General features: G+C 70.1%; 22 protein-coding genes. 14 read left to right on the top strand and 8 right to left on the bottom strand.

From position 1 onward, the window contains the following. Positions 1 to 3 precede the first annotated feature (3 nt). Positions 4 to 2,295 carry a TonB-dependent siderophore receptor gene (locus QBJ89_RS12090; RefSeq protein WP_277980746.1) on the bottom strand — a complete coding sequence of 764 codons (2,292 nt, stop codon included), beginning with the start codon at positions 2,293 to 2,295 and terminating at the stop codon, positions 4 to 6. 82 nt (positions 2,296 to 2,377) lie between these two features. Here QBJ89_RS12090 and QBJ89_RS12095 point away from each other — a divergent pair, with 82 nt between their 5' ends. Genes QBJ89_RS12095 through QBJ89_RS12105 form a run of 3 tightly spaced genes read left to right on the top strand, consistent with a single transcriptional unit; the run spans position 2,378 to position 4,579 of the window. After that, on the top strand, positions 2,378 to 2,695 hold the full coding sequence (locus QBJ89_RS12095; RefSeq protein WP_277980747.1) for a hypothetical protein: 318 nt from the start codon (positions 2,378 to 2,380) through the stop codon (positions 2,693 to 2,695). After that, positions 2,692 to 4,239 carry a PepSY-associated TM helix domain-containing protein gene (locus QBJ89_RS12100; protein ID WP_277980748.1) on the top strand — a complete coding sequence of 516 codons (1,548 nt, stop codon included), beginning with the start codon at positions 2,692 to 2,694 and terminating at the stop codon, positions 4,237 to 4,239. Before QBJ89_RS12095 ends, QBJ89_RS12100 begins: the two co-directional genes overlap by 4 nt. Further along, the gene (locus tag QBJ89_RS12105; RefSeq protein ID WP_277980749.1) at positions 4,232 to 4,579 is read left to right on the top strand and encodes a DUF3325 family protein; all 348 of its coding nucleotides are present in this window, start codon (positions 4,232 to 4,234) and stop codon (positions 4,577 to 4,579) included. The genes QBJ89_RS12100 and QBJ89_RS12105 overlap by 8 nt, the downstream gene beginning before the upstream one ends. Positions 4,580 to 4,732: 153 nt before the next feature. On the opposite strand, the gene QBJ89_RS12110 is transcribed toward QBJ89_RS12105, so the two are convergent. The 4 genes from QBJ89_RS12110 to QBJ89_RS12125 all read right to left on the bottom strand — a co-directional run bounded on the left by QBJ89_RS12110 (position 4,733) and on the right by QBJ89_RS12125 (position 10,290). Continuing rightward, positions 4,733 to 8,125, bottom strand: a complete 3,393-nt coding sequence (locus QBJ89_RS12110; protein WP_277980750.1) for a chromosome segregation SMC family protein — start codon at positions 8,123 to 8,125, stop codon at positions 4,733 to 4,735. Between the two features lie 29 nt (positions 8,126 to 8,154). Further along, the gene (locus QBJ89_RS12115) at positions 8,155 to 8,913 is read right to left on the bottom strand and encodes a thioredoxin domain-containing protein (RefSeq protein WP_277980751.1); all 759 of its coding nucleotides are present in this window, start codon (positions 8,911 to 8,913) and stop codon (positions 8,155 to 8,157) included. A gap of 190 nt (positions 8,914 to 9,103) precedes the next feature. Then, a complete protein-coding gene (locus QBJ89_RS12120) occupies positions 9,104 to 9,781 on the bottom strand; it encodes a thioredoxin domain-containing protein (RefSeq protein ID WP_277980752.1) in 678 nt (225 codons plus the stop codon). Beyond that, complete coding sequence (locus QBJ89_RS12125) at positions 9,778 to 10,290, bottom strand: DUF721 domain-containing protein (protein ID WP_277980753.1); 513 nt, start codon at positions 10,288 to 10,290, stop codon at positions 9,778 to 9,780. The genes QBJ89_RS12120 and QBJ89_RS12125 overlap by 4 nt, the downstream gene beginning before the upstream one ends. 26 nt (positions 10,291 to 10,316) lie before the next feature. On the opposite strand from QBJ89_RS12125, the gene mutY reads away from it, so the two are divergent. Genes mutY through nudC form a run of 3 tightly spaced genes read left to right on the top strand, consistent with a single transcriptional unit; the run spans position 10,317 to position 13,599 of the window. Then, positions 10,317 to 11,360 (top strand): A/G-specific adenine glycosylase, encoded by a 1,044-nt coding sequence (gene mutY / locus QBJ89_RS12130; protein ID WP_277980754.1) that lies wholly within the window; start codon positions 10,317 to 10,319, stop codon positions 11,358 to 11,360. Continuing rightward, positions 11,357 to 12,721: a serine hydrolase domain-containing protein gene (locus QBJ89_RS12135; RefSeq protein ID WP_277980755.1), complete on the top strand. Its 1,365-nt coding sequence runs from the start codon at positions 11,357 to 11,359 to the stop codon at positions 12,719 to 12,721. The genes mutY and QBJ89_RS12135 overlap by 4 nt, the downstream gene beginning before the upstream one ends. Then, positions 12,718 to 13,599 carry an NAD(+) diphosphatase gene (gene nudC / locus QBJ89_RS12140; protein ID WP_277980756.1) on the top strand — a complete coding sequence of 294 codons (882 nt, stop codon included), beginning with the start codon at positions 12,718 to 12,720 and terminating at the stop codon, positions 13,597 to 13,599. The genes QBJ89_RS12135 and nudC overlap by 4 nt, the downstream gene beginning before the upstream one ends. A 38-nt stretch (positions 13,600 to 13,637) precedes the next feature. Here the strand turns inward: nudC and QBJ89_RS12145 are convergent, their stop codons facing one another. Beyond that, positions 13,638 to 15,752 carry a S9 family peptidase gene (locus QBJ89_RS12145; RefSeq protein ID WP_277980757.1) on the bottom strand — a complete coding sequence of 705 codons (2,115 nt, stop codon included), beginning with the start codon at positions 15,750 to 15,752 and terminating at the stop codon, positions 13,638 to 13,640. Positions 15,753 to 15,822: 70 nt separating this feature from the next. Next, positions 15,823 to 16,713, bottom strand: a complete 891-nt coding sequence (locus tag QBJ89_RS12150; protein WP_277980758.1) for a prephenate dehydratase — start codon at positions 16,711 to 16,713, stop codon at positions 15,823 to 15,825. Between the two features lie 105 nt (positions 16,714 to 16,818). Here QBJ89_RS12150 and QBJ89_RS12155 point away from each other — a divergent pair, with 105 nt between their 5' ends. After that, positions 16,819 to 17,523: a c-type cytochrome gene (locus QBJ89_RS12155; protein ID WP_277980759.1), complete on the top strand. Its 705-nt coding sequence runs from the start codon at positions 16,819 to 16,821 to the stop codon at positions 17,521 to 17,523. 42 nt (positions 17,524 to 17,565) lie between these two features. On the opposite strand, the gene QBJ89_RS12160 is transcribed toward QBJ89_RS12155, so the two are convergent. Then, on the bottom strand, positions 17,566 to 18,705 hold the full coding sequence (locus QBJ89_RS12160; protein WP_277980760.1) for a Gfo/Idh/MocA family protein: 1,140 nt from the start codon (positions 18,703 to 18,705) through the stop codon (positions 17,566 to 17,568). Positions 18,706 to 18,817: 112 nt separating this feature from the next. Here QBJ89_RS12160 and QBJ89_RS12165 point away from each other — a divergent pair, with 112 nt between their 5' ends. The 7 genes from QBJ89_RS12165 (at position 18,818) to QBJ89_RS12195 (ending at position 25,693) form a co-directional block, all read left to right on the top strand. Next, positions 18,818 to 19,195: a c-type cytochrome gene (locus QBJ89_RS12165; protein WP_277980761.1), complete on the top strand. Its 378-nt coding sequence runs from the start codon at positions 18,818 to 18,820 to the stop codon at positions 19,193 to 19,195. Between the two features lie 14 nt (positions 19,196 to 19,209). Then, positions 19,210 to 20,250 (top strand): sugar phosphate isomerase/epimerase family protein, encoded by a 1,041-nt coding sequence (locus tag QBJ89_RS12170; RefSeq protein WP_277980807.1) that lies wholly within the window; start codon positions 19,210 to 19,212, stop codon positions 20,248 to 20,250. Positions 20,251 to 20,312: 62 nt separating this feature from the next. Beyond that, complete coding sequence (locus QBJ89_RS12175) at positions 20,313 to 21,605, top strand: MFS transporter (RefSeq protein ID WP_277980762.1); 1,293 nt, start codon at positions 20,313 to 20,315, stop codon at positions 21,603 to 21,605. After that, complete coding sequence (locus QBJ89_RS12180; RefSeq protein WP_277980763.1) at positions 21,602 to 22,531, top strand: hydroxypyruvate isomerase family protein; 930 nt, start codon at positions 21,602 to 21,604, stop codon at positions 22,529 to 22,531. Before QBJ89_RS12175 ends, QBJ89_RS12180 begins: the two co-directional genes overlap by 4 nt. A gap of 49 nt (positions 22,532 to 22,580) precedes the next feature. Further along, positions 22,581 to 23,150 carry a gluconate 2-dehydrogenase subunit 3 family protein gene (locus tag QBJ89_RS12185; protein WP_277980764.1) on the top strand — a complete coding sequence of 190 codons (570 nt, stop codon included), beginning with the start codon at positions 22,581 to 22,583 and terminating at the stop codon, positions 23,148 to 23,150. Continuing rightward, on the top strand, positions 23,147 to 23,986 hold the full coding sequence (locus QBJ89_RS12190; RefSeq protein WP_277980765.1) for a sugar phosphate isomerase/epimerase family protein: 840 nt from the start codon (positions 23,147 to 23,149) through the stop codon (positions 23,984 to 23,986). Before QBJ89_RS12185 ends, QBJ89_RS12190 begins: the two co-directional genes overlap by 4 nt. A gap of 24 nt (positions 23,987 to 24,010) precedes the next feature. After that, positions 24,011 to 25,693, top strand: coding sequence for a GMC family oxidoreductase (locus tag QBJ89_RS12195; RefSeq protein ID WP_277980766.1), 1,683 nt, complete (start codon positions 24,011 to 24,013; stop codon positions 25,691 to 25,693). The last annotated feature ends 8 nt before the right edge of the window (positions 25,694 to 25,701 follow it).

Raw genomic sequence — 25,701 nt, forward strand, 5'->3', positions numbered from 1 at the left:
GCTTCACCAGGCGTAGCGCAATGTTCCCACCACCGTTCGCGACGCGCCGTAGTAACAGCTGTTGTTGAAGAAGCAGCTGGCGATATGGCGCGTGTCGAACAGGTTGCTGGCGTTGACGCTAAGGCTCAGCCCGTCCCAGCGACGATCCAGCGCGCTGAAGTCGTAGCCGAGCAGCGCGTCGGCGAGCACATAGCCCGGCGAGTCGAAGCGCTCGACGATGGTGGCGTTGCCGCGGACATAGCTGGCGGTGCCATCCGATTCGCCAACGTAGCGCACGCCGCCGCCAACCGACACGCCGCCCAGCGCGCCGGCGACCGAGTCGCCCAGATCCCAGGATAGGAAGCTCGACGCGCTCCACCGCGGCACCCCGAGCGGGCGCGTGCCGGTGACGCCGGCGAGCTGGCCGCCGCCTCCCACCGCGACGGTGCCGCTGGTGACGAGCGGGTCGGTGTAGCTCCCCGCCACCACGACGGTGACGCCGGGCGCCACCTCGCCGCGACCGTCTAGCTCAATGCCGCGTACCTTGACCTCGCCGACCTGGGTCTGGAAGTTCGGCCGCAACGGGTCGGCGACGGGCACATTCTGCCGTCGCAGGTCGAAGGCGGAGAGCGTGAACAGCGCCTCTGTGCCGCGCGGCTGGAACTTGAGCCCGGCCTCATATTGCCGCCCGGTCACCGGCACGAACGCGGCGCCCTCGAAGGTGGCGCCGGTCTGCGGCTCGAAGCTCTCGGCATAGCTGGCAAACGGCGCCACGCCCCATGTCGTCTCGTACAGCGCGCCGAGCCGCGCGGTGAAGGCGGTCTGCGACGAGCGGGTGACCGCGCCGCTGGTGCGGTTGCGCGTGAGCTGGTCGTACCAGTCCCAGCGGCCGCTCGCGATCAGGTTGAGCCCGCCGAGCGTCATCTGGTCCTGCACATAGGCGCCGGTCTGGTCGATGCGGCGGAAGTTGCGCGTCTGCGTCAGCGCGAAGCTGGGCAGGGTGCCGCCGTAGCGCGGCGCGAACAGGTCGAAGTCGCTGATGCTGGTGGTGGGGTCGCTGGTCTCCCCGGTGAGGAAGCCCTGGTCGTTGCGCCCCTCGTTGTGCGCATAGTCGAGCCCGGCGAGCAGGACATGGCGCACCGGCCCGGTGGCAAGCTCGGCGGCGAGCCGATTGTCGAGCGTGATCGTGCGGAAGCGCTCGTCCGACCCGCCGCCGCCGCGGACGATCGTCGAGAAATCGGTAGCGCGCGCCGCCCCGGTGCCGGTGGTGCGAAAGGCCGAGAGGTAGATCTGGCGATAGTGGAGGTCGACGTCATAGTAGCGCGCGTTGGTGGTCCAGGTCAGCGCGTCCGACAGGCGGTGGCGGAACAGCAACGTCGCCGATCGCTGCTTGCGGTCGAACGCCTCGTAGCCCGGCTCGGAGACGTTGAGGTTGATCGGCAGCGTGCCGAACGGGTTGGGCAGCGCCGAGCCATAGACGGGCACGCCGCTGTAGGACGAGGCCTCGGGGTCGCGCTGGTAGCTCAGGATCAGCGTCACGCTGGTTCGATCGTCGGGCGCGAAGGTCAGCATCGGGCGCGCGTAATAGCGGCGGTTATGGGTGTAGCGAAGGAAGCCGTCGCTGCGCTCGGCGCCGGCGATCACGCGGAATTGCCAGCGGCCGTCGCGGTCGAGCGGCTGGTTGAGGTCGATCGCCGAGCGCAGCAGGTCGAAATTGCCGCCGGCCAGCTCGATCCGTCCGCCCGCTTCGGCATAGGGAAGCTTGCTCGTCAGGTTGATCAGCCCGCCCGGCGTGCCGCTGCCGTAGAGGACCGAAGCGGGACCCTTGATGACGTCGACCGATTCGACGAGGTGAAAGTCGGTCTGCGGGCTTGAATAAACGCCGCCTTGCTGGCGCATGCCGTCCATGAAGACGCCGGGGGTGAAGCCGCGCAGGAAGAGCTGGTCGTAGCGCGTTGCCACGTTGCCGCGCTGGTTGGGCGCGACGCCGGCGACATAGCCGAGCGCCTGGTTGATCGACAGCGCGTTGCGACGCGTGAGTTCGTCCTCGTCGATGACGGTGACGGCCTGCGGCAGCGCGATCAGCGGGGTCTCGGTCTTGGCGCCGCTGCGCCCGTCGCGCCGCGCGCGCTCGCCGGTGACGAGGATATCGTCGCGGTCGCTCGAGTCGTCGACCGGCGCGGGACTCTCCGCCGGCGCTGGCGTCTCGGCGACGGCGATGTCGGCGAACGGTCGCGCCGCAGCCGGCGCGGCCGCCAGCGCGATGCCCCCGGCCACCGTCGACGCGAGTAGCCGCATGGCGCGCTTGTTGTTCATATCGACCCCTTATTTCGCTATTGCTAGTGACTCGCAAACGCCGCTATAAGTCATCGGGCGGCAGAGCAAGGGGAAAGGTCGAATGCTGATGCAGCGAGGGCAGATGCCGCGACGGAGGGTGCTGATCCGCCCTGCCGCGCTCGCGATGCTCGCGCGCTGCACCACCGCGCTCCTCGGCGGCTATGCCGCCACCGCGGCGCTGGTGAGCCTCGTGTCGCGGCTGTTGCCGTTGTCGCGCGCCGAGGCGACCGCCTGGGGCATGATCACCAGCTTCCTCGTCTATGCGGTGATCGGCCTGTGGTGCTTCCACGAGCCGAAGCTCGTTCGGGTCGTCGCGCTGGTATGGAGCGTTGCCGCGCTCGCGGGTGGGGCGGTCTGGCTGATCGGCGCGCGCGCGTGACTCGCTCGCTGCGGCAGTCGATGGCGTGGATCCACGGCTGGCTCGGCCTACTCGCCGGCTGGATCCTGTTCGCCATGTTCCTCACCGGCACCGCGAGCTATTTTCGCCCCGAGATTACGCAATGGATGCAACCGGAGCAGCCTGCCAACCGGGTGAGCGCCGCAGCGGCCGCGCAAGCCGCGGTGCGCTACCTGTCACGTGTCGGTGTCGGCGACGAACAATGGTATATCTACCTCCCCGACGACCGTTCCGCGGTGACGCGCGTGTTCGCCATTCCCGGAGCGAAGGCCATGCCGGCCAAGCGCCCGCGCGCGCCCGAGCTGGAACTCGACCCGCGCGGCGGCGAGCCGATTCACGCGCGTGAGACCCGCGGAGGCGAGCATTTCTACCGCTTCCACTTCCAGCTCCAGCTGCCGCACCCCTGGGGGCGTTGGCTCGCAGGGCTGTGCGCGATGTTTATGCTCGGCGCGATCGTCTCGGGTGTGGTGACGCACAAGCGCATCTTCGCCGACTTCTTCACGCTGCGCTGGAACAAGGGGCAGCGCAGCTGGCTCGACGCGCACAATGTCTCGGCAGTACTTGCGCTGCCGTATCACGCGGTGATCACCTACACCGGGCTGATGACGCTGGTGCTGATGTACATGCCCTGGCCAATCGGCGCCAATTACAAGCAGCCCGCGGACTTCGGCAAGGAAGCCTATGGCTATGTCTTCGACGACAAGGCCAGCGGCCGCGCCATGCCGCTGGTCGCGGTGGCGCCGCTGATTACGGACGCCGAGCGGCGCCTCGGCCAGCACGCACAGCGTGTGGTAATCCGCTTCCCCGGCGACGCCGCGGCGACGGTGGCGGTGGCGTCGGGCGGGGCGAGCAGTCTCAACGCGCGCGGCGGCACGGTCACCTATTCGGGCGTGACCGGGCGCGTCACTGCGGCGGACACCGGCGCGGGGCCGGCGCTCTCCACCGCCGGGGTCATGCTGGGGCTGCACACCGCGCAGTTCGCCGCGCCGGCGCTGCGGTGGCTGCTGTTCGCGCTCGGGCTGACCGGTGCGGCAATGGTAGGCACCGGGCTGCTGCTGTGGACCTCGGCACGGCGCCGACCCAATGCCGCGCCGTTTTTCGGGCTGCGGCTTGTCGAGCGCCTCAACATCGCCGCGATTGCCGCGCTGCCGATCGGCATGGCCAGCTATCTGTTGGCCAACCGGCTGATCCCGGCCGCGGCGGCGGGCCGCGCCGACGCCGAGGTGGCGACGATGTTCTACACCTGGGGTGGTGCCGCGCTGCTCCAGCTGGCGCGCCCGGCCAAGCGCGCCTGGTGCGAGCTGTTCGGATTGGGGGCGCTCCTGTTCGGCGCGATCCCCTTCGTCAACGCGGTGACGACCGATCGCGGCTTCTTCACCTCGCTACGGGCCGGCGACGGGCTGTTCGTCGGCTTCGACGTGGCGATGCTGGCGATCGCGGCGCTGCTCGCGGCGGCGGCGTGGAGCGCGGGGCGCGAGCGACAAGGCAAGACACGCAGGAAGGTGAGGGAATTGGCGCATGTGTGAGGGTTTCGTGCTGTGCGCTCTGGCGTTCGTGCTGCTCGCGGCGGCGTCGCACCGCTTCCACCGCGACGCGGGCGCGACATCGCCGGCGCAGCGGCGATGGCTGCGCGGGCTGGGCGCCGCGCTGATCCTCGTGGCGCTGCTTCGCGCCGGTACCGCGATCGACGGCGAGCGCTGGGTGCGGCTGCTGGTGTGCGCCTCGCTCGCCGCGGTCATGGTGGTGCTGACGCTGTCGGTATGCGCGAGAGCGGTGCTTTACCCGCTGCGGCGGCTGCTGACGCGCCGTAGTTGGGCGTCGACGCGCGCGCGCGACCCGGAGGGGCTGGTCGCGGCGCGCGGATAGATGTGACGCTGCCCTTCTCTCTGCCGTCATTCTGAACTCGTTTCAGGATCTATCCTTCCGCCAATCTCCGGTCGCTTGCTGCGCGGCCCGGTGGATCCTTAAACAAGATCAGGATGACGTTGGTGAGGGGTCGGCGAGCGGCAGAGGGGCGCCTCACTCCGCCGCGAGCAGCTCCGCCGCCTGAAGGTCGACCGACACCAGCCGGCTCACCCCGCGCTCCACCATTGTCACCCCGAACAAGCGGTGCATGCGGCTCATCGTCACCGCATTGTGCGTCACGATCAGGTAGCGCGTGTCGGTCTCGCGGCTCATCTGCTCGAGCAGGTCGCAGAAGCGCTCGATATTGGCGTCGTCGAGCGGCGCGTCGACTTCGTCGAGCACGCAGATCGGCGCCGGGTTGGTGAGGAACAGGCCGAAGATCAGTGCCACGGCGGTGAGCGCCTGCTCGCCGCCCGATAGCAGGGTGAGCGACTGGAGCCGCTTGCCCGGCGGCTGCGCCATGATCTCGAGCCCGGCCTCGAGCGGATCGTCCGAGTCGACCAGTGCGAGATGCGCCTGGCCGCCGCTGAACAAGGTGGTGAACAGCCGCCGAAAATGGCCGTTGACCGCCTCAAAGGCGGCGAGCAGCCGCTGCCGCCCCTCGCGGTTTAGCGTGCCGATCGAGCCGCGCAGACGGTTGACTGCCTGCCCCAATTCCTCGCGCTCCGCCGCGGTGGCGGCGCCGCTCGTCTCCAGCTCCTCCAGCTCGCGCTGGGCGACGAGGTTGACCGGGCCGAGCCGCTCGCGGTCGAGCGTCAGCCGCTCGTGCGCGTTCGATTCGTCCTGCGGCGACCCGACATCGGCCGAAGCGAAGCCGATCTTCTCCGGCAGCACCGGCGCGGGGCATTCGAAGCGCTCGCCCGACACGCGCCCCATCTCGACGCGGCGCAGCTCGTGGTTCTCGGCGCGCACGGTGGCGCCGGCGCGTGCCTCGCGCGCGGTGGCCAGCGCCTCGGCGGCGCGCGCGTGGACGGTGTCGGCGTCGCGCAGCGCGGCCTCGGCGGCGCGCTCCTCGGCTTGGGTCGAGTCGGCGGCGGCGCGCGCAGCGGTCACCTCGCGGTCGAGGTCCGCAATCTTGGCGGCGAGCGCGTCGGGGCGCGCGGCCAGCCCGGTAAGCTCGCGTTCCAAGTCGGTCGCGCGTTGGTCCATGTCGGCGGTTCGCTTCGCCGCCTCGCCCGCGCGTGTGCGCCAGCCCTGCGCCTCGCTCTTGCCAGCGGCGCGACGCTCGCGCGCGTCGGTCAGCTCGCGCTCGCGCGTGGCGCGATCCGAGCGCGCCAGCGCCACCCTGGCGCGCGCCGCCTCGGCCTCGCCGCGCAGCCGCGCGGTCTCGCCCGCCGCGGCGGCACCATCGGGGAGGGCAGCGAGCGCGTCGGCGGCGCGCTCCTGTTCCTCCAAGGCCTCGGCCGCCTCGGCGGTGACCCGCTCGGCGCGTTGCGCGAGATCGGTTCGCTGCCCGGCGAGCCGCTCGAGCTGCGCCGTGGCGCGGTCCTCGTCGCGCTGCGCCGCGCGCACGTCGACCTCGCCCTGCGCGAGCAGAGCACGCGACGACTGCGCCGCTCCGCGCGCGCGGGCGATGCGCTCGTCGATCTGTGTGCGCCGCTGGGTCGCGCGTTCCACCGCCGCTGCGGTCCCGGGGCGCTCGGCCTCGAGCGCGGCGAGACGGTTGCGGCGCTCGAGCCGCTCTGCCGCGGCGGCGCCACCACTGGTGCTGACATAGCCATCCCAGCGTCGCACGCGCCCCTCGCGGGTCACCAGTCGCTGGCCGGGCCGGAGCGGCTGCCCCGAGTCGGTCTCGACCAGGAATACCTGCGACAGGCGCCGTTCCAGTGCCGGCGGCGCGGCGACGCGCGCGGCGAGCGGCAACGTGCCGATCGGGGCGGGGGGATCGTCCTCGCCGAGCGGCGAGCCGTGCCAGTCGGCCAGCGCGGTCTCGAGCTCGTCACCCAGCGCGGCGGCGAGCGCGCGCTCGAAGCCGGGCTCGGCGCTGACCGCGTCGAGCAGTTTCTCGCCTTTCTGCTCGACCGCGCGCGCGAGCGCCGCCGCCTCGCCGTCGAGCGCTGCCAGCGCTGCCAGCGCGGCGGCGCGTGCCGCCTCGGCGGGGTCGCGCTCCTCGCGTGCCTCGGTCTCGCTCGTCTCGGCCCAGTCGAGCGCGGCGCGCGCCTTCGCCACCCGACCCTGCGCGTCGACCTGCGCCGCGCGCGCGGCATCGCGCACCGCCTCCAGCGTGGCCGGATCGTCGAGCGCCTCGATTGCCTCGGCGAGCCGCATCGCCTCGCGCCGCGCGCGCTCGTGGCGCGCGGCGGCAGCGCCGCGCGCGGCGGCGGCGACGCGACGCTCGGCCGCCTCCGCCGCTTCGGCCGACAGCGCCTGGGCGAGTGCGACTTCGACGTCGCGCGCGTGGCGCTCCGCCTCTGCGAGCGCGGCGTCGAGCACGGGAAGCGCGGCGCTGCCCTCGGCAATCCGTTGGTCGAACCGGTCGGCCTCGGCGGCGATCCGCTCCAGCGCGGCGGCCGCGTCGTGCGCGAGCGAGTCCTCGCGCGCCCGGTCATCGCCGATGCGGCGGCGTGCCGACTCCATCTCTTCCAGCCGGCGCTGGACGCCGTGGCGCTGCTCGCGCACGCGTGTCAGCTGATGCGCCAGCTCGCCGGAACGGTCGCGCGCCGCCAGCGCGGCGGCGCGCGCGGCGGCGACCTGTTCGGCGGCGGTGCGCTGTGCGGCCAGCGTCGCCTGCTCCGCCTCGGTCGCGTCGGCGACCTGCGCCGCGGCGGCGTCGGCCTCCTGCTTGGCCGCGGTGGCGGCGGCCGCGGCGTCGCGCCAGCGCGCGAAGATCATCCGCGCCTCGGCCAGCCGGATCTGCTCGGACAGCAAGCGGTAGCGCTCGGCGGCGCGGGCCTGGCGGCGCAGCGCGGCGATGCGCGCGCCCTGGTCCGCCATCAGCTCGTCGAGCCGCGCGAGATTGGCCTCGGTGGCGCGCAGCCGCGCCTCCGCGTCCTTGCGGCGGACGTGGAGCCCGGCGATGCCCGCGGCCTCCTCCAGCATCGCACGGCGCTCGCCCGGCTTGGCCGCGATCACCGCGCCAATGCGGTTCTGGCTCACCAAGGCGGGAGAATGCGCGCCGGTCGCGGCGTCGGCGAAGAGGAGCTGGACGTCCTTGGCGCGAACGTCGCGCCCGTCGAGCCGATAGGCCGAACCCGCGCCGCGCTCGATCCGTCGGACGATCTCGCGCTCCTGCGCGCCGTCGGGCGCGTCGATCTCGGCGAGCAGCGACACCTCGGCGAAGTCGCGCGGCGGCCGCGTCGCGGTGCCGGCAAAGATCACGTCCTCCATGCCGGCGCCGCGCATCGAGCGGGCGCTGTTCTCGCCCATCGTCCAGCGCAGCGCCTCAAGCAGGTTGGACTTGCCGCAACCGTTGGGGCCGACCACTCCGGTCAGCCCCGGCTCGATGCGCAGGTCGGCGGGGTCGACGAAGCTCTTGAAGCCGGTCAGCCGCAGCCGCTTGATGCGCATCGAGGGTCAGCCCCGCGCCATGCTCGGGATCAGGCGCCCGCGGACGTGAGCGCGGTCTCGATCGCCTGCCAGGTGACGCTGTTCTCCAGCTTGCGGCCGTTGAGGAAGAAGGTGGGCGTGCCGGTCACGTCCTGCTTCTCGGTGGCGTCCTGCGTCATCTTGGTCAGCGCCTCGATCGCCTTGGGATCGTTGAGGCAGGCGCGCGCCTGCGCCTCGGTGATGCCGCGCTGCTTGACGAATTCGACATAGCCCATCTTGTCCGCCCAGCCGTTCGCGACCTGCGCCGGAGTGGCGTTCTGCGTCTGCTGGAGGAAGGACTGGTCCTGCGCCGCCTTCATCTGCGCGTCGAGGAACTTGGGCTGGTCGATGTACATTTGCTCGAGAATTGGGAAGAACGGCGCGGCGCCGGCGCAGCGGCCGAGCAGCGAGGCCGCGAAATCGGGCGGCCCGTGGACCAGGAAGTCGCGGAACTCGTACGAGACCTTACCCGACTTGACGTAATTCTCCTCGAGCGGGCGCATGCCGGTCTGGCCGAAGGCGCCGCAGGTGGGGCAGGTTCGCGATCCATACTCGACCAGCTTGAGCGGCGCGTCGGGATTGCCCATGACAAAGCCGCCCTCGGGGGTCTGGCGGACCTGCTGAGTCCAGTCCGAGCCAGCCGGCGCGGCGACTGCCTTCACCGAGCCGGCGGGCGCGCTGGGTGCGCTGCCATTGCCGTCACCGCCGCTGCCGCAGCCGGCGAGCAGCGCCGCGGCGGCGAAGAGCAGGGAGGATGCGAGACGCTTCATTCGGTCACTCCGTTGATAAGACCGTGACGTAACTGGTTCATCCTCCCCTGAAAGGGGAGGTGGCGCGCGAAGCGCGACGGAGGGGTGTCGACGCTGGCGAGTGTTTCGACCATCACCACCGGGGTCACCCCTCCGTCAGCCCTACGGGCTGCCACCTCCCCTTGCAGGGGAGGATCGAAAGGCGAAATTCTCACCGCGCGCCGGCCGCGCGCAACTGCGGCTCGAGCTGCGCCCAGCCGACATTCTCGATCAGCCTGCCGTTGATCTCGAAGGCGGGCGTGCCCTTGACCTTGCTGGTCGCCTCGGAGCCAGCGATGGCGCGCTTCACCTGCGCGTCGGTGGTGAAGCAGGCGTCGATCGCCGCGGCGGGCGCGCCCGCCTGCTTGGCGATCGCGTCGAGCCCGGCGCCCTGTGCCACCGCCTTGAGCTGGTCGAGCTGCGGCCAGGACGCGATGCGCGCGCGATTGCCCTCGCTCCACGCGGCGGCGCGCTCGTACCATTCTTCCTGCTTCACGTAGAAGGCCTCGTGCAGCGCCGGGAAGGCGGCCGGCCCGGCGCAGCGCGCCAGCGTCGCCGCGGCAAGGTCGATCCCGTCGTGGATCTGGTTACGCACTTCGACGCTGGTCGAGCCCGAGCGCACCATCGCGCCGAGCGTCGCCCGCGACTCGGCGGCGAAATGGCCGCAGTGCGGGCAGGTGTAGCTGACATATTCGACCAGCTTCACGCGCGCCTTGGGATTGCCGATCAGGTAGCTGCCGGTGGCCACCGGGCTTGCCACCGCGGTCCAGGGGCGCGGCGCGGCGGCGCCGGCGGTGGTGCCGAGCGCGAGCGCGGCGAGCGGCAGCAGGAGCGAGCGGAAACGGGTCATCGTACCTTCGGCAGCGCGGGAGGGTTGGCAGCGACACCCGAGGCCAGCGCCTCCAGCACCGCCTTGAGCTCGGGGTCGGCGATCGTCTTGAGGCTGCCGCCCAGCTCGGGGGCGGGGGCCAGCGACGGCGGCGCGCGACGCTCGGGGCGCTTGGTCACCTCGCCGTGGCGGATCGCCACCTTGCACACCGCGGCATAGCCGAAGAAGCGGTTGACCCGCTCGATGATCTCGACCGTGAGGTGGCTCATCATCGGCGCGTGCGCGCCGCGGACGGTGAGCGTGAGCGTGCCGTCCTGCTTCTTGCCCACCGGGAAGCGGATCGACTCGGGCGTGCTCGCGGCGGCGAGCTTCTCGCCGACGATGTCGGGCCAGCGCGACACGATCGCGGACTGAACGAAGCCGAAGCGCCGGAACGCCGCGCCGCCGACCGACGGCAGCAGCTCGGCCACCTGGCGCGACCGGTTCTGCCGCTCGGGAGGTTGATCGGAGACGCGAGGGCGCTTGCTCATTCCCGCCCCCATGCCATAGCCGGGGCATGGACGCCAAGCGCGCGATCACTGCCGCCAAGCCCTTGCTACACTGGTATGACCGCCACCGCCGCGCGCTGCCGTGGCGCGCGCTGCCGGGCGAGACACCCGACCCCTATCGCGTCTGGCTGAGCGAGGTGATGCTGCAGCAGACCACGGTGGCGACGGTGCGCCCGCGCTTCGCCGCCTGGGTGGCGCGCTGGCCGAGCTTCGCCGACCTCGCCGCGGCGGACGAGGCCGACGTCATGGCGGCCTGGGCGGGGCTCGGCTATTATGCCCGCGCGCGCAACCTGCTCGCCGCGGCGCGCGCGATCGCGGCGGAGCATGATGGCGCGCTGCCCGACAACGAGGAAGCGCTGCGGGCGCTGCCAGGCTTCGGCGACTATACCGCCGCCGCCGTCGCGGCGATCGCCTTCGGGCGACGCGCGGTGGTGGTGGACGCCAATGTCGAGCGCGTGGTGGCGCGGCTGTTCGCGATCGACGCGCCGCTGCCGGATGGGCGCCGCGCGATCCGTGCCGCCGCGGCGACGATCACGCCCGACCAGCGCGCCGGCGACTATGCGCAGGCGATGATGGACCTGGGCTCGGCGATCTGCACCCCTCGCAAGCCGCGCTGCCTGCTCTGCCCGCTCGCCGACCAGTGCGCCGCGCTCGCGCTCGGCACGCCCGAGGCCTTTCCGGTCAAGAAGCCCAAGGCGGCGCGGCCGCACCGCTACGGCACGATCTTCTGGCTCGAGAACGACGGTCACGTGCTGCTGGTGCGTCGGCCCGAGAAGGGGCTGCTCGGCGGCATGCGCGCGCTGCCGACCGGTCCGTGGGAGCTTGCGCCGCCGGGACTGCGCGATGCGCCCGCCGAGGCGGCGTGGTGCGTGCTGGAGCGACGAGTCGAGCACGGCTTCACGCATTTCACGCTGGACCTGGACGTGGCGGTCGCCGACACCGAGCGCGCGACCAACCTGGGTGAGTGGTGGCCGGTGGCGACACTGGACGAGGCGGGGCTGCCGACCTTGTTCGCGAAGGCGGCAGCACTGGCGAGGAGCAGACAGGCATGACGGTGATCCGGTGGATCGGTACGGCGGCGCTCACCGCGCTGGTGGCGGCGACTCAGCTCTCGGCTCAATATGCTCCCGCTCCACCGCCAGCGCCGCGGCCGCAGACCGCGCCGCCCGCTCAGGGAGCGAGCGCGCTCCAGGGGCTGCCCGGTGCGCAGATCCTGCCCGCGACCCAGGCGCTGTTCGACGGCTATGTCCGCGACAGGAAGATGCCCGGCATCGTCGGCGCCTTCGGGCTGGGCGACCTGCCGACCGTGTTCGTCAGCGCCGGCGCGGTCGCGACCGATCCCGGCGCGCAACCGGCCGGCCCCGACTCGCTGTGGCGCGTCTATTCGATGACCAAACCGATCACCGGCATGGCGGCGATGCTGCTGGTGGAGGAGGGCAAGCTGTCGCTCGACGACCCGCTTTCCAAATATTTCCCCGGCTTCTCCCGGATGAAGGTGCTGACCAGCCCGGACACGTCGCTGGAGACGCGGCCGGCACGCGCGGCGATCACGATCCGCGAGCTGATGACGCACAGCTCGGGGATCGGTTATCAGATCAACGCGCAGGGGCCGCTGCTCAAGGAATATGAGCGGCTCGGCCTCGTTCCCTTTTCGGCCAACGCGCAGACCGAGGCGATGGCACGAAAGACGCGGCCGGCCTCGCTGATCGCCTTCGCCGAGCGCGTCGCGCAGGCGCCGCTCGTCGCCGAGCCGGGGACGACCTGGCATTATTCGATGGGACTCGACGTGCTCGCCGCGGTGATCGAGAAGGTCGCGGGGCAGAAGTTCGAGCGCTTCGTCCACGCGCGCATCCTCGATCCGCTCGGCATGACCTCGACCGACTTCCAGGTCGCGCCCGGCAATGTCGCGCGCTTCGCCACCAACTACGCCTTCGCGGGCGACCAGCTGATCCCGCTCGACCCCGCCGCGCGCTCGGTGTTCCTGCAGCCGCCGAGCTTCCCGTATGGCGGCGCCGGGCTGGTGGCGTCGGCGCGCGACTACGACCGCTTCCTCCACATGCTGCAGGACGCGGGCACGCTCGACGGTGTGACGATCATGAAGCCCGAGACTGCGCGGCTGGCGATGTCCAACCTGTTGCCGGCGGGCGTGAGCTATAAGAACAAGGAAGGCGTGGCGCAGGGGTTCGGCGCGGGCGGGGTGGTGTATCTCGCCGACGAAGCCGGCGGCGCGTCAAAGGGCAGCTATGGCTGGGGCGGCGCGGCGGGGACGGTGGCGATCGTCGACCCGGCGCGGCGCTTCAGGGGGACGATCATGGTCAATTATTTCCCGGGCGAGCGCTATGCGCTGGCCAAGGAGACGTTCGCGGCGCTGGCGCGCGACGCGGCGCGGCTCCACCCCGGCATGCCGCGGTGATCGCGACCGGCTTCACCGGCGGCACGCTCGACCGCGCCGACGCGCTGCGCCACGACGCCGGCGGCCTCGCCGCGGCGGCGGCAGACCCGGCGGCGCGGCTTTTGGTGCTCGACTCGTTCGAGCCGGTGGTGGGGGAAGGCGGCGCGCTGGCCTGGGCGCCGCTGTCCGCCGCGCCGGCGGGTGCCGAGCTGGTGCTGCTCGGGCTCGACGCGGGAGCGCCACGTTTCGCCGCGGTCGTGCCCGGCGCGGCTGCCCCGCCGCCGTTCCGCTCGCCCAGCCTCTTCGGCCTGCTCGACCAGCTGCGCGCGGGCGAGGCGGCGACCTTCGCCGCGGCGCGCTCGCTGCTCGATTGGCACGCGCGCCACCGCTTCTGCGCCAATTGCGGCAGCGCCACCGATCTGTTCCGCGCCGGCTGGGGACGGCGCTGCCCGAGCTGCTCGGCAGAGCATTTCCCGCGTGTCGATCCGGTCGTGATCATGGTGGCGGAACATGACGGCCGCGCGTTGGTCGGGCGGCAGCCGAGCTGGCCGGCGGGGCGCTATTCCGCGCTGGCGGGCTTCCTCGAGCCCGGCGAATCGATCGAAGAGGCGGTGGCGCGCGAGATCGCCGAGGAGGCGGGCGTGCGCGTGACCGACGTTCGCTATGTCGCGAGCCAGCCGTGGCCGTTCCCGTCGCAGCTGATGATCGCCTGCGTCGCGGAGGCGGCCGACGACAGGATCACGCTCGACGCCAACGAGCTGGAGGACGCGATGTGGGTCACGCGCGACGAGGTGCGCGCGGCGCTGGCGGGCGAGGGAGGCCGCTTCATCGCTCCGCCCTCCTATGCAATCGCGCACACGCTGCTGCGTGCGTGGGCGAGTGACCGCAGCCTCGGCTGAACCGGGCTCCGGCTGTCGCGGCGCGCGTCGGACGCCTGTCAGTCCGCGACCTTCAGCCGCTGCAGCGCGAACGCCTGCCATTCCGCGCTCTGGCGGTAGCGCTCGAAACGGCCCGACTTGCCGCCGTGGCCCGCCTCCATGTTGACCCGGTAGACCAGCGGCGCGTCCCCGGTCTTCAGCTCGCGCAACCGCGCGACCCATTTGGTCGGCTCGTAATATTGCACCTGGCTGTCCCAAAGCCCCGTGCTGACATACATCGCCGGATAGGCCTTGGCCGCGACATTGTCGTACGGCGAGTAGCTCAGCATGTAATCGTAATAGGGCTTCTGCGCGGGGTTGCCCCATTCGTCATACTCGAAGGTGGTCAGCGGGATCGAGGCGTCGAGCATGGTCGTGACGACGTCGACGAACGGCACCTGCGCGATGATCAGCGCATAGTCCCGCGGTGCCATGTTCGCGACCGCGCCCATCAGCAGCCCGCCAGCACTGCCACCCATTGCCGCCACCCGGCCGGGCGCCGCGTACTTCTGCGCCACGAGGTAGCGCGTCACGTCGACGAAGTCGGTGAAGCTGTTCTTCTTGTGCAGCAGATGGCCGTCGTCGTACCAGCCGCGCCCCATCTCCTGCCCGCCGCGGATATGGGCGAGTGCGTAGACCACGCCGTGGTCGAGCATCGCGATCCGCGCCGGGTCGACCGCCGGGTCCATCGACAGGCCATAGCTGCCATAGGCATATTGGAAGAGCGGCGCGGTGCCGTCGCGCTTGACGCCTTTGCGGTACACCACCGAGACAGGGACCTTGGTGCCGTCGCGCGCGGTTGCCCAGACCCGCTCGGTGACGTAGTTCGACGGGTCGTAGCCGGGCACCGGCGCGACCTTGAGCACGCGGCGCTCGCCTGTCCTCGCATTGACCTCATAGGTGGTCGTCGGGGTGACGAGCGAGTCGTAGGTGTATCTCACCCAGTCGGTGTCGGGCTCGGCGTTGACCGCCAGCTCCATTTGGTAGGCCGGCTCATCGGCCTTCACCGGTGCGGATCGCCCGTCGGTCAGCAGCCGGATCATGCGGTTGCCGCCCTCGCGCTGGTCGAGCGCGATGAAGCCGCGGAACGGCTTGAAGTCCTCGATGAAGACGCTGTCGCTCGCCGGCGTCAGGTCGCGCCAGGCGGTGACGCCGCGGGCGAGCTCGCGGTCGGCGACAGTGACGAGCTTATAGTTGGGCGCATCGCGGTTGGTGCGGATGATCCAACGATCACCCATGTGATCCGCGCCGTAGCGGAACTCGCGCGCGCGCGGCGCCACCAGCGCGAAGCGGGTCGGCGCCGCGGCGGGGGCGCAGCGCTGCTCGTCGCTGACCGTCGCCGAGACCGAGATGCAGAGGAAGCGATCGTCGCTGGTGCGGCTGATCCCCATCTGGAAGGTGTCGTCCTTCTCCTCATAGACGAGGCGGTCCGCGCTCATCGGCGTGCCGAGCACGTGCGCCATCACGCGATAACCGCGCAGCGTCACCGGATCCTTGGCGATGTAGAAGAGGGTGCGATTGTCGTCGGCCCAGACGAGGTTGGGCTCGACATTGGTGATCGTGTCCGGCAGCAGCTGCGCCGTGGTGAGATCCTTGACCTTCAGCACATATTGCCGCCGGCCGACGGTGTCTTCGGCATAGGCCACCAGCCGATTGTCCTGGCTCACCGACCAATTGCTCAGTGCGAAGAAGTTATGCCCCTTTGCCATGGCAGGCTGGTCGAACAGCACTTCGGCGGGCGCCTCGGGCGTGCCCTTGCGGCGTTCGGTGATCGCATAGTCGGCGCCCGGTGTGAAGCGGCTCTGGTAGTAATAGCCGCGCTCACGATAGGCGACGCTGCTGTCGTCCTGTTTGATATGGCTCACCGTCTCGCCGTACAGCTTGTCCTGTAGCGGCTTAAGCGACGCCAGCGTCGCGTCCGCGTACGCGTTCTCGGCGGCGAGATAGGCGAGCATGTCGGGGTTCTTGCGGGTGTCGTCACGCAGCCAGTAATAATCGTCCTCGCGCGTGCCGTTGGGCGAGGCGACCTGATGCGGCTTCTTCGCCGCGCGCGGCGGCTGCGAAGCGGTCTGCGCCCAGGCGGGCGAACCCGCGACGGCCAGGAGCGCGGCGCCGGCGAGCAGCAAGGTCTTCATCACGCGTCTGTCCCCACCCATGTCGTCGCGTTGCACGATAGGACCGGGCGCGGCGCGTGCAAGGGGGTGGTCAGCCGCGTTTGCGCGCCTGGCGGTAGGAGCCGAGCACGCGTAGTTGCTTGGCGTGGAAACCCAGTTCGGCCATCGCGCGGTCGAAGCCGGGATCGCCGGGACGACCCTCGACGTCGGCGTAGAATTCGGTCGCGGCGAAGCTGCCGCCGCGCTGGTAACTCTCCAGCTTGGTCATGTTGACGCCGTTGGTCGCGAAGCCGCCCATCGCCTTGTAGAGCGCGGCGGGCACGTTCTTCACCGCGAAGATGAAGGTCGTCATCCACGGCCCGTCACCTTCCGGCGGGACGCCCTCGCGCGCCAGCGTGACGAAGCGAGTCATGTTATGGTCGGCGTCGGCGATGTCGGTGGCGAGCAGCTCGAGCCCGTAGATCGCCGCCGCGCCGGGTGGGGCGAGCGCCGCGACGCTCGGGTCGCCCAGCTCGGCCACCACCGCGGCGGCGCCGGCGGTGTCGGGGTAACTCACTGGCGCGATGCCGTGCGCCTTGAGCCAGTGGCGGCACTGGCCGAGCGCCTGGGGATGGCTCATCGCGCTGGAGACGGCCTCGCGCGGGCCTAGGCCGATCAGCGCGTGGCGGATCGGCAGGAAATGCTCGCCGATGATCACCAGACCGGATTCGGGCAGCAGGAAGTGGATGTCGGCGACACGGCCGTGAAGCGAGTTCTCGATCGGGATCAGGGCTCGTGCGGCGCGACCCTGCTTCACCGCGTCGAGCGCGTCGTCGAAGCTGAAGCAGGGCAGCGGCAGCGCCTCCGGGAAGGCCTCGCCAACCGCGACATGGCTGTTGGCGCCGGGCGCGCCCTGGAAGGCGACGGCGTTCTCGGGCGCGCGCGCGGCAGCCTCGCTCAGGCGCGCGACGATCGGTAAAGCGGGGGCGGCGTAGCTGTCCATCTCGGCTCCGGCGCGTAGAAGAGCGCGGCGTGCCGCTCAAGCGCTTGCGGTGCGGTGGCGGCTTTTCTATGGATCGACCTAATTAGAGAGGGGCACACGGGCGACATGGACGATCGTAGCAACACGATTTTCGGCTGGGTCTTGGCGGGTGCCGGAGTCGCGCTGGGGCTGTCGATCGTCGGCAGCCAAGTCTTCCACGGCGAACGTCCGGAGAAGATGGGCTATGCGATCGAGGGTGTCGAGGAGGCCGGCGGCGGCGCCGCCGCTGCCGAGGTGCCGATCGCCGCGCTGCTCGGCAGCGCCGATCCGGCCAAGGGCGCCGAGGTCTTCAAGAAGTGCGCCGCCTGCCACACGATCAACCAGGGCGGCGCCAACGGCATCGGCCCGAACCTTTACGCCACGCTGGGCGAGGGGATCGCGCAGGGCAAGGCGGGCTTCGCTTTCTCGGATGCGCTCAAGTCGGTCGGCGGCACCTGGGACTTCGACAAGATGAACGCGTGGCTGACCAGCCCGCGGAAATTCGCCAACGGCACCAAGATGACCTTCGCCGGCCTGGGCAACCCGCAGGACCGCGCCAATGTCATCGCTTATCTGAACCAGCAGGGCTCGAACCTGCCGCTGCCCGCGGCCCCCGCGGCCGGCGCCGCGCCGGCGGCGGGTGACCAGGCGGTCGCCAACGTCACCGAGAGCGCGAAGGGCAACACCGCCGATCTGTCGAACACCGGCACGCCGGCCTCGGGGGCGCCCTCGGTCGATCCCGCTGCCAAGGAGAACAAGTCGCTCGGTGCCGAGCCGCCGGCCAAGCCCTGAACCGACGGGCGCGGCGGGAGCAGCCCCGCCGCGCCGCCGCGATCACCCCAGCGCGCTCCACTTCACGTCCGACTGGGCGTTGCCGACCACCGCCTCGACGAAGGCCATGGTGCGCACGCCGTCGTCAACGCCGGGATACCACATCGCCGGCGCGGCGCCGCGGATGGCGCCCGCGAAGCCGCGATAGATGTTGGCGAACGCCTCGATATAGCCCTCCGGGTGGCCTGCCGGCGTGCGTGTCCGCGCCGCGGCGCCGTCGCTCAGCGCGGGGCCGCCGGTGCGCAGCACCTCGACCGGCTTGTCGAGCCAGCGCAGCGTCAGCGTGTTGGGCTCCATCTGCGCCCAATCGAGCCCGCCGAGTTCGCCGTGGACGCGCAGCCGCAGACCATTCTCGTCCCCGGCCGCGACCTGGCTCGCCTTGAGCACGCCGCGCGCGCCGCCGGCGAAGCGCAGCAGCACGCTGACGTCGTCGTCGAGGCGGCGGCCTGGTACGTGCGTGGTCAGCTCGGCGCAGAGCGACTCGACCTTCAGCCCGGAGACGTGCTCGGCGAGCTGGAAGGCATGGGTGCCGATATCGCCGAGGCAGCCGCCGAGGCCGGCGCGCGCCGGATCGGTGCGCCACTCGGCCTGCTTGTTGCCGTCACGGTCGATGGCGCGCGCCAGCCAGCCCTGCGAATATTCCACCTGCACGAGACGGATCGTGCCGAAGTCGCCGCGCTCGACGCGCGCGCGCGCCTCCTCGACCAGCGGATAGCCGCTGTAGGTGAAGGCGAGGGCGTAGTGACGCCCGCTGCGCTCCACCGCGGCGGCGATCGCGTTCGCCTCCTCCAGGTTGAGCGACATCGGCTTCTCGCAGATGACGTGGAAGCCGGCGTCGAGCGCGGCGATCGACATCGGCGCGTGGAGATGGTTCGGCGTCACGATCGCGACTGCCTCGACGCGCTCGTTCTCGGGCAGGGCGCGCTCGGCGTCGAGCAGCTCCTCGAACGTGGCATAGACGCGCGCCGGGTCGAGCCCGAGCGACTCGCCGCTGCGCATGTTGCGCGCGGCATCGCTGCTGAACGCGCCCGCGACCAGCCGCCAGTCGCCGTCGACGCCCGCCGCCATGCGATGGACCGCGCCAATGAAGGCGCCCTCGCCGCCGCCCAGCATCGCGAGCCGAAGTGCTTGTCGTTGCGCCATCGTTCATCTCTCCTGTCGCATTGTCCCACGGTGACGCAGCGTCACCAAGCGGGTTGATCCCCGCTTGTTTAGCGCTAAACATACGACAAACAACCAATTGGAGAGAGTCGCGATGAAGCTGATCGCCGGACTAGCCGCTCTTCCGGTCGTCGCTGCCGCGGCGATCGTCCTGATGCCTGCGCCGCTGGCGGCACAGGCCACCACGCCGCCGGCCTTCGCCGCGTGCAAGGCCTGCCACACGGTCGAGAAGGGCGGTCCCAACCGCATCGGTCCGAACCTGTACGGCGTCGTCGGCCGTCCCGCCGGCACCGCGCCTGGCTTCAACTATTCGGCCGCGCTCAAGGCGTCGAAGCTGACCTGGGACGAGAAGTCGCTGAGCGAGTTCATCGCCGGGCCGAGCAAGAAGGTGCCGGGCACGCGCATGCCGATCGGCATGGCCGACCCGACGAAGCGCGCCGCCGTCATCGCCTATCTCAAGACGCTCAAGTGAGCGGCGCGCCGGCGATGCGCGGGCCGGGGGTGTTCCTCGCCCAGTTCATGGGTGAGGCGCCCTTCGACACGCTCGACAGCGCCGCGCGCTGGATGGCGGACGCGGGCTATGCCGGCGTGCAGATTCCGACGTGGGACGCGCGCTGCATTGACCTGGAGCGCGCCGCCGAGAGCCAGACCTACGCCGACGAGCTGATTGGCCGCTGCCGCGAGGCGGGGGTGGAGATCACCGAATTGTCGACTCACCTCCAGGGGCAGCTCGTCGCGGTCCATCCCGCCTATGACGAGCTGTTCGACGGCTTCGCGCCGCCCGAGCTGCGCGGCAAGCCGGCCGAGCGCCAGAAGTGGGCGGTCGAGCGGCTGCGGCTCGCCGCCAAGGCGAGCCGTCGCCTCGGGCTGAGCGCGCACGCGACCTTCTCGGGCGCCTTTGTCTGGGGCTTCGTCTATCCCTGGCCGCAACGTCCCGCCGGGCTGGTGGAAGAGGCGTTCGCCGAACTGGGCCGGCGCTGGACCCCGATCCTCGACGCCTTCGAGGAAGAGGGGATCGACCTCTGTTTCGAGCTGCACCCCGGCGAGGACCTGCACGACGGCATCACCTTCGAGCGCTTCCTTGACCAGGTCGGCGGCCACCAGCGCGCCAACATCCTCTACGACCCCAGCCACATGGTGCTGCAGGCGATGGACTATCTCCAGTTCATCGACATCTATCACGAGCGCATCAAGATGTTCCACGTCAAGGACGCGGAGCTCAACCCGACCGGGCGCGCTGGCGTGTACGGCAGCTACTCGGACTGGGTCGATCGCCCTGGCCGCTTCCGCTCGCTCGGCGACGGGCAGGTCGATTTCGGCGGCATCTTCTCCAAGCTCACCCAGTACGATTACTCGGGCTGGGCGGTGCTGGAGTGGGAATGCGCGCTCAAGCACCCGCAGGACGGCGCACGCGAGGGAGCGCCGTTCATCGCGGCGCACATGATTCGACGCCCCGAGCACGCCTTCGACGATTTCGCCGGCGGCAGCGATCCGAGCGCCAATCGTCGTCTGCTCGGCCTCGGCTGATCCCGCACCGCCTACGATAACGACAGAGAAAAAAGGGAGAGGACCGAGTGGAGCAGGCAGGAGTGAACCGAAGCCGATTATTCTGGCTCGGCGTGCTGGCACTGGCCACCGCCGCGATCAGCGCCTCGTTGCGCGCCGCGGTTGCGAGCAGCCTCAAAGCGGAGTGGATCGATCCCATCGCGCCGGTTCAGGCGGGTGAACTGATCGGCGCGGCCCTGGGTTCCGCCTTTCTCGGTTTCGCGATCACGGTGTTCATCGTCAGCGCCTTGCTCGACAAGATCGGCGCCAAGCGCGTGCTGATCGGTTGCGGTATCTGCTTCCTGCTGGGCACCGGGCTGATCGTCGGCGCCGGGCATCTCGCCACCGGGATGGCGGTCTACAATCTCGTCTGGTTCGGCATGCTGCTGAGCGGGATCGGCTGGGGCCTCGCCGAGGCCTCGATCAACCCGCTGACCGCACGGCTCTACCCGGACGAGACGACGCATCGGCTCAACGTGCTCCACGCCTGGTACCCAGGCGGGCTGATCATCGGCGGCCTGGCCGGGGTTTTTCTCGCCAACGTGCTGCCGTGGCAGGCGATCATGGGCTCGGTGCTGATCCCTGCGGTTGGCGTGATCGTGATCGCGGCCACCACCACCTTCCCGGCGCCGCCGGCCGAGGTGGAGGGCGCCGGCTTCGGCGACATGATCGGCGAGGTGTTCCGCCGGCCGAGCTTCTTCGTGTGGTTCGGCGCGATGTTCCTTACCGCCTCGTCCGAGCTCGCGCCGGGTCAGTGGCTCGACGTCGCGCTGACCAACCGCGTCGGCATGCGCGGCATCCTGCTGCTGGTCTATGTCAGCGCGCTGATGTTCGTGTTTCGCCACTTCGCGGGGCGGCTCGCGAACCGCCTGTCCAACCCCGGGCTGCTGTGGATCTCGAGCCTGCTCGCGGGCATCGGTCTGTTCCTGCTGTCGCTGGCGCAGTCGCCGGTCGCGGCGATCCTCGCCTCGACCGTCTGGGGTCTGGGGGTCTGCGCGATGTGGCCCACCATGCTGGCCTCGGTCGCCGAGCGCTACCCGCGCGGCGGTGCCTGGGCGATCGGGCTGGTCGGCTCGGCCGGCGCGCTGGCGAGCTTCTTCGTGCTGCCGCTGCTCGGCGGGATGTTCGACGAGGCCAAGGTGGCGATCGCCGGCGGGCCGGAGGCGTTCAAGCAGCTGACCGGCGCCGCGCTGCGCCAGGTCGAGGATGCGGCGGCGTCGCAGTCCTTCGCCAAGCTGGCGCTGTTTCCGGTGGTGCTGCTGTTCGTGTTCGGCGGCATCTGGCTGTCGGAGCGGCGCGCACGCGGCGCCACGCTCGCGCGCGGCGACGCCGCGTGACGCCGACGCGCCGCGCGCTGATCGCCGCCGGGGCGGCGCTGCCGCTGGCGGCGTCCGCGGCCACGGCGCGGCGCGGCGCGACGTCCAACGCGGCGCATTTCTCGCTCGGCTTCGCGCCGCACGAGGGCAGCTTCAAGAGCCGCGGGGGCCTGCTCGAGCAGATCGCTTTCGCGGCGGATCAGGGTTTTCGCGCCTGGGAGGACAATGAGGCGAGGGGCCGGCCGGTCGCGCAGCAGGAGGCGATGGCCAAGGCGCTGGAACAGCGCGGCATGGCGATGGGTGTGTTCGTCGCGAGCATGCCGAGATGGTCGGAATTCCGCCCGATCTTCGGCAGCGAAGACGGCGCCGAACGCGAGGCCTTCCTCGCCGACGTGCGCGCCTCGATCGAGGTGGCCAAGCGCCTTAATACGCAACGCGCCACCGTCGTCACCGGCTTCCTCGACCCGCGCGTACCGGTGGAGATCCAGACCGCGCGCGTGATCGACCTGATGCGCCGCGCCGGCGACATCGTCGCGCCGCACGGGCTGGTGCTGGTGATGGAGCCGCTCAACACGCGGGTGAACCACCCGCACGTCTACATGCAGAGCTGGTCGGCCGGCTATGCCGTGGCGCGGGGGGTGAACAGCCCGGCGATCAAGATCCTCGCCGACTGCTATCACGAGCAGATTCAGTCGGGGAATTTGATCAACTCGCTCGCCACCTGCTGGGACGAGATCGGCTACATCCAGTTCGGCGACAATCCCGGCCGCAACGAGCCGGGCACGGGCGAGATCAATTACGCCAACGTCGTCCGCTGGCTGCGCGACAAGCGCTACGCCGGCGTGATCGGCATGGAGCACGGCAATGCGCGCGAGGGGCGCGCGGGCGAGGAGCGGCTGATCGCCGCCTATCGCGCGATCGATCGGGTCGCAGGGGAGGAAGCATGACCAACACGAGCAGCGGCGCCCGCGCGGGCGCACGGAACGGAGAAACCAAGTGATCGACCGCAGAGACGCGCTCGCGGGCATCGTCGCGATGTTCGGCAGCCAACTCTTCGCCCCCATCGCGCGCGCCGCCGGCGCGGCCTCGCAGCAGGCGTTCGGGGTAATCAACACCGGGCCGCCCTCGGTGCAGGTGTTTACACCGGCACAGAAGGCGCTGATGACGGCGCTGAGCGACCGCGTGATCCCCGCCACCGACACGCCCGGCGCGATCGCCGCGGAGGTGCCTCAATATATCGAGAAGCTGCTCGCCGACTGGTCCGAGCCGAGCGACCGGGTGCCGATCATCGCCGGTCTCGACGCGATCGAGGCACGCAGCCGCGCCGACTTTAAGAAGAGCGCCGCCGCGGTCACCCCGGCGCAGCAGGACGCGCTGCTGACGCTGGCGATGAACGACACGATCCCGGGCGGTGCGGCCTTCTTCGAGCCGTTTCGCCAGATGGTGGTCATCGGCTATTACACGTCCGAGATCGGCATCACGCAGGAGCGCGAGTATCTGCCGGTGCCCGGCCAGTATGACGGCGCCTTCCTCTACTCCAAGGTCAATAAGGTCTATTCCTCATGATGACGGATCGTCGCACGTTCCTGGCCGGCAGCGCCGGTCTCGCCGCCCTCGGTGTCGCGGGCGCGCTGCCCGCGTCGGCCGCGCAGCTCGGCAAGGTGGGCATCCAGCTCTACACCGTCCGCGAGCTCTTCCAGAAGGACCCGGTCGCCACGCTCGCGCAGATCGCGAAGATCGGTTATCGCGAGGTCGAGTACGGCGGCGGTGGCTATGACAGCATGGATCACGCCATGCTGCGCAAGACCATGGACCGGTTGGGCCTGACCTCGCCCTCGATCCACGTCGGCTACGACCTGCTGCTGAACAAGTTCGACGACAGCGTGAAGATGGCGAAGACGCTGGGCGCCGACACGATCGTGCTGCCGTTCATGACGCCGGAGCATCGCACCGCCGAGGGGTGGGAGGCGGCGCTGCCGAACTTCAACAAGTTCGCGCGCGAGCTGGCACAGAACGGGCTGGGCTTCGCCTATCACAACCACGATTTCGAATTCACCACCAAGCCGGATGGCATCAGCCTTTATGACCGCTTCATCAAGGCGACCGATCCCAAGCTGGTAAAGGTCGAGATCGACCTCTACTGGGCGATCCACGCCGGTGAGGACGCCGCTGCGCTGATCAAGCGCATGGCGGGGCGGATCTACGCCTATCACGTCAAGGACCAGCGCCCCGACGGCAACATGACCTCGGTCGGGCTCGGCACGATCGATTTCGCCAAGCTGTTCAAGCTCAACAGCATGGCCGGCGTGAAGCATTTCTACGTCGAGAACGACGAGTCGCCCGCGCCCTACATCCCCGACATCACCACCAGCTTCCAGACGCTGCGCAAGCTGCGCTTCTGACGACACTTATCCCGGGAGGGGATCATGGCTGCTACCAACAAATACGACGCGATCGTCATCGGCTCCGGTGTCAGCGGCGGCTTCGCCGCCAAGGAACTGACCGAAAAGGGCATGCGCGTCCTGATGCTCGACCGTGGTATCATGGTCGAGCATCAGACCGACTATACTTATGACGGCAAGCCCGCTTATGAGATCCCGGCGCGCGACATGATGCCGCCGGAGCTGGTGAAGAGCGACTATTTCATCACCACGCACGGCTATGTCTCGCCCAGCACGCAGAAATATTACAACAACGACCGGCTGAACCCCTATGCCTATGACGAGGGCAGCAAGTTCTACTGGATCCGCCCCGCCGCGGTCGGCGGCAAGTCGCTGATCTGGGGTCGCTGGTGCTTCCGCTGGAGCCCGGCGGACTTCGAGGCGAACAAGAAGGAGAATGTCGGCGGCGACTGGCCGATCCGCTACGACGACGTGTCGCCGTGGTACGACTACGTCGAGAAGTATATCGGCGTCTCCGGCTCGCACGAGAACCTGCCCTACCTGCCGGACAGCCAATTCCAGCCGCCGATGCCGATGAACGTCGCGGAGAAATGGTTCAAGCAGCGGCTCGAGGGTGAGTTCCCCGGGCGCAAGCTGATCAACACGCGCCTGTCCAATATGACCGAGGACAAGCCCGACCAGAACCGTAGCAAATGCCAGGTGCGCAACCAGTGCGGGCGCGGCTGCTCGTTCGGCGCCTATTTCTCGACCCAGGCGGTGACGCTGCCGGCGGCGCGCGCCACCGGGCGCTTCACGCTGCGCTCGGACGCGGTGGTGACCAACCTCGAATATGATCCGCAGCGCAAGCGCGTGACGGGCGTGCGGTTCGTCGATGCCAAGACCGGGCAGGCCGAGACGGTCAACGCCGACATCGTCTTCCTCTGCGCCTCGGCGATGGCGTCGACGCAGATCCTGATGAACTCGCGCGCACCGGGCAGCACCAAGAGCTATTTCGACAATAGCGGCACGCTCGGCCGCTACGTCATGGATCATATCTTTCGCGTCAACATCGCCGGCGAGATCCCGGGGATGCAGGAATACATCGAGTTCGGCCGTCGCCCCGGCGGCGTCTACATTCCGCGTTTCCGCAACAACAACGGCGACGAGGGGCTCGGTTTCAAGCGCGGCTACGGCTACCAGGGCAGCGCGCGGCGCGATCCCGCGAAGCCGCAGGGCTTTGGCGCCGCGATGAAGCAGGGCATGCGCCAGTACGGCCCGTGGCAGTTCTCGATGGGTGCGTTCGGCGAGTGCCTGCCGTACGAGGACAATCACGTCTCGCTTCACGCGAGCAAAGTCGACCGCTTCGGCGTGCCGCTGATGCGCTTCGACGTGCGCTTCCGCGACAACGAACTGAAGATGATGGCGGACGCGCGCGTTCAGGGCGAGGAAATGCTCAAGAAGGCCGGCCTGCTCAACGTCCGCAGCAGCGAGGACGAGCATGTCCCCGGTGACGCGATCCACGAGATGGGTGGCGCGCGCATGGGGCGTGATCCGCGCGCGTCGGTGCTCAACGGCTTCAGCCAGGCGCACGACGCGCCCAATCTGTTCGTCACCGACGGTGCGCAAATGGCCTCGATCTCGTGCATCAACCCGTCGCTGACCTTCATGGCGCTGACCGCCCGCGCGGCCGATCACGCGGTGAACGCCAAGAAGGCGGGGTTGATCTGACGACGTGC

Source organism: Sphingomonas phyllosphaerae (genome assembly GCF_029623345.1).
GTDB lineage: Bacteria > Pseudomonadota > Alphaproteobacteria > Sphingomonadales > Sphingomonadaceae > Sphingomonas > Sphingomonas phyllosphaerae_C.

Coding starts and splice junctions, on each gene's coding strand:
- QBJ89_RS12090 (WP_277980746.1), bottom strand. CDS start 2,295: ATGAACAACAAGCGCGCCATGCGGCTACTCGCGTCGACGGTGGCCGGG.
- QBJ89_RS12095 (WP_277980747.1), top strand. CDS start 2,378: ATGCTGATGCAGCGAGGGCAGATGCCGCGACGGAGGGTGCTGATCCGC.
- QBJ89_RS12105 (WP_277980749.1), top strand. CDS start 4,232: ATGTGTGAGGGTTTCGTGCTGTGCGCTCTGGCGTTCGTGCTGCTCGCG.
- QBJ89_RS12110 (WP_277980750.1), bottom strand. CDS start 8,125: ATGCGCATCAAGCGGCTGCGGCTGACCGGCTTCAAGAGCTTCGTCGAC.
- QBJ89_RS12115 (WP_277980751.1), bottom strand. CDS start 8,913: ATGAAGCGTCTCGCATCCTCCCTGCTCTTCGCCGCCGCGGCGCTGCTC.
- QBJ89_RS12120 (WP_277980752.1), bottom strand. CDS start 9,781: ATGACCCGTTTCCGCTCGCTCCTGCTGCCGCTCGCCGCGCTCGCGCTC.
- QBJ89_RS12125 (WP_277980753.1), bottom strand. CDS start 10,290: ATGAGCAAGCGCCCTCGCGTCTCCGATCAACCTCCCGAGCGGCAGAAC.
- mutY (WP_277980754.1), top strand. CDS start 10,317: ATGGACGCCAAGCGCGCGATCACTGCCGCCAAGCCCTTGCTACACTGG.
- QBJ89_RS12135 (WP_277980755.1), top strand. CDS start 11,357: ATGACGGTGATCCGGTGGATCGGTACGGCGGCGCTCACCGCGCTGGTG.
- QBJ89_RS12145 (WP_277980757.1), bottom strand. CDS start 15,752: ATGAAGACCTTGCTGCTCGCCGGCGCCGCGCTCCTGGCCGTCGCGGGT.
- QBJ89_RS12150 (WP_277980758.1), bottom strand. CDS start 16,713: ATGGACAGCTACGCCGCCCCCGCTTTACCGATCGTCGCGCGCCTGAGC.
- QBJ89_RS12155 (WP_277980759.1), top strand. CDS start 16,819: ATGGACGATCGTAGCAACACGATTTTCGGCTGGGTCTTGGCGGGTGCC.
- QBJ89_RS12160 (WP_277980760.1), bottom strand. CDS start 18,705: ATGGCGCAACGACAAGCACTTCGGCTCGCGATGCTGGGCGGCGGCGAG.
- QBJ89_RS12165 (WP_277980761.1), top strand. CDS start 18,818: ATGAAGCTGATCGCCGGACTAGCCGCTCTTCCGGTCGTCGCTGCCGCG.
- QBJ89_RS12170 (WP_277980807.1), top strand. CDS start 19,210: ATGCGCGGGCCGGGGGTGTTCCTCGCCCAGTTCATGGGTGAGGCGCCC.
- QBJ89_RS12190 (WP_277980765.1), top strand. CDS start 23,147: ATGATGACGGATCGTCGCACGTTCCTGGCCGGCAGCGCCGGTCTCGCC.
- QBJ89_RS12195 (WP_277980766.1), top strand. CDS start 24,011: ATGGCTGCTACCAACAAATACGACGCGATCGTCATCGGCTCCGGTGTC.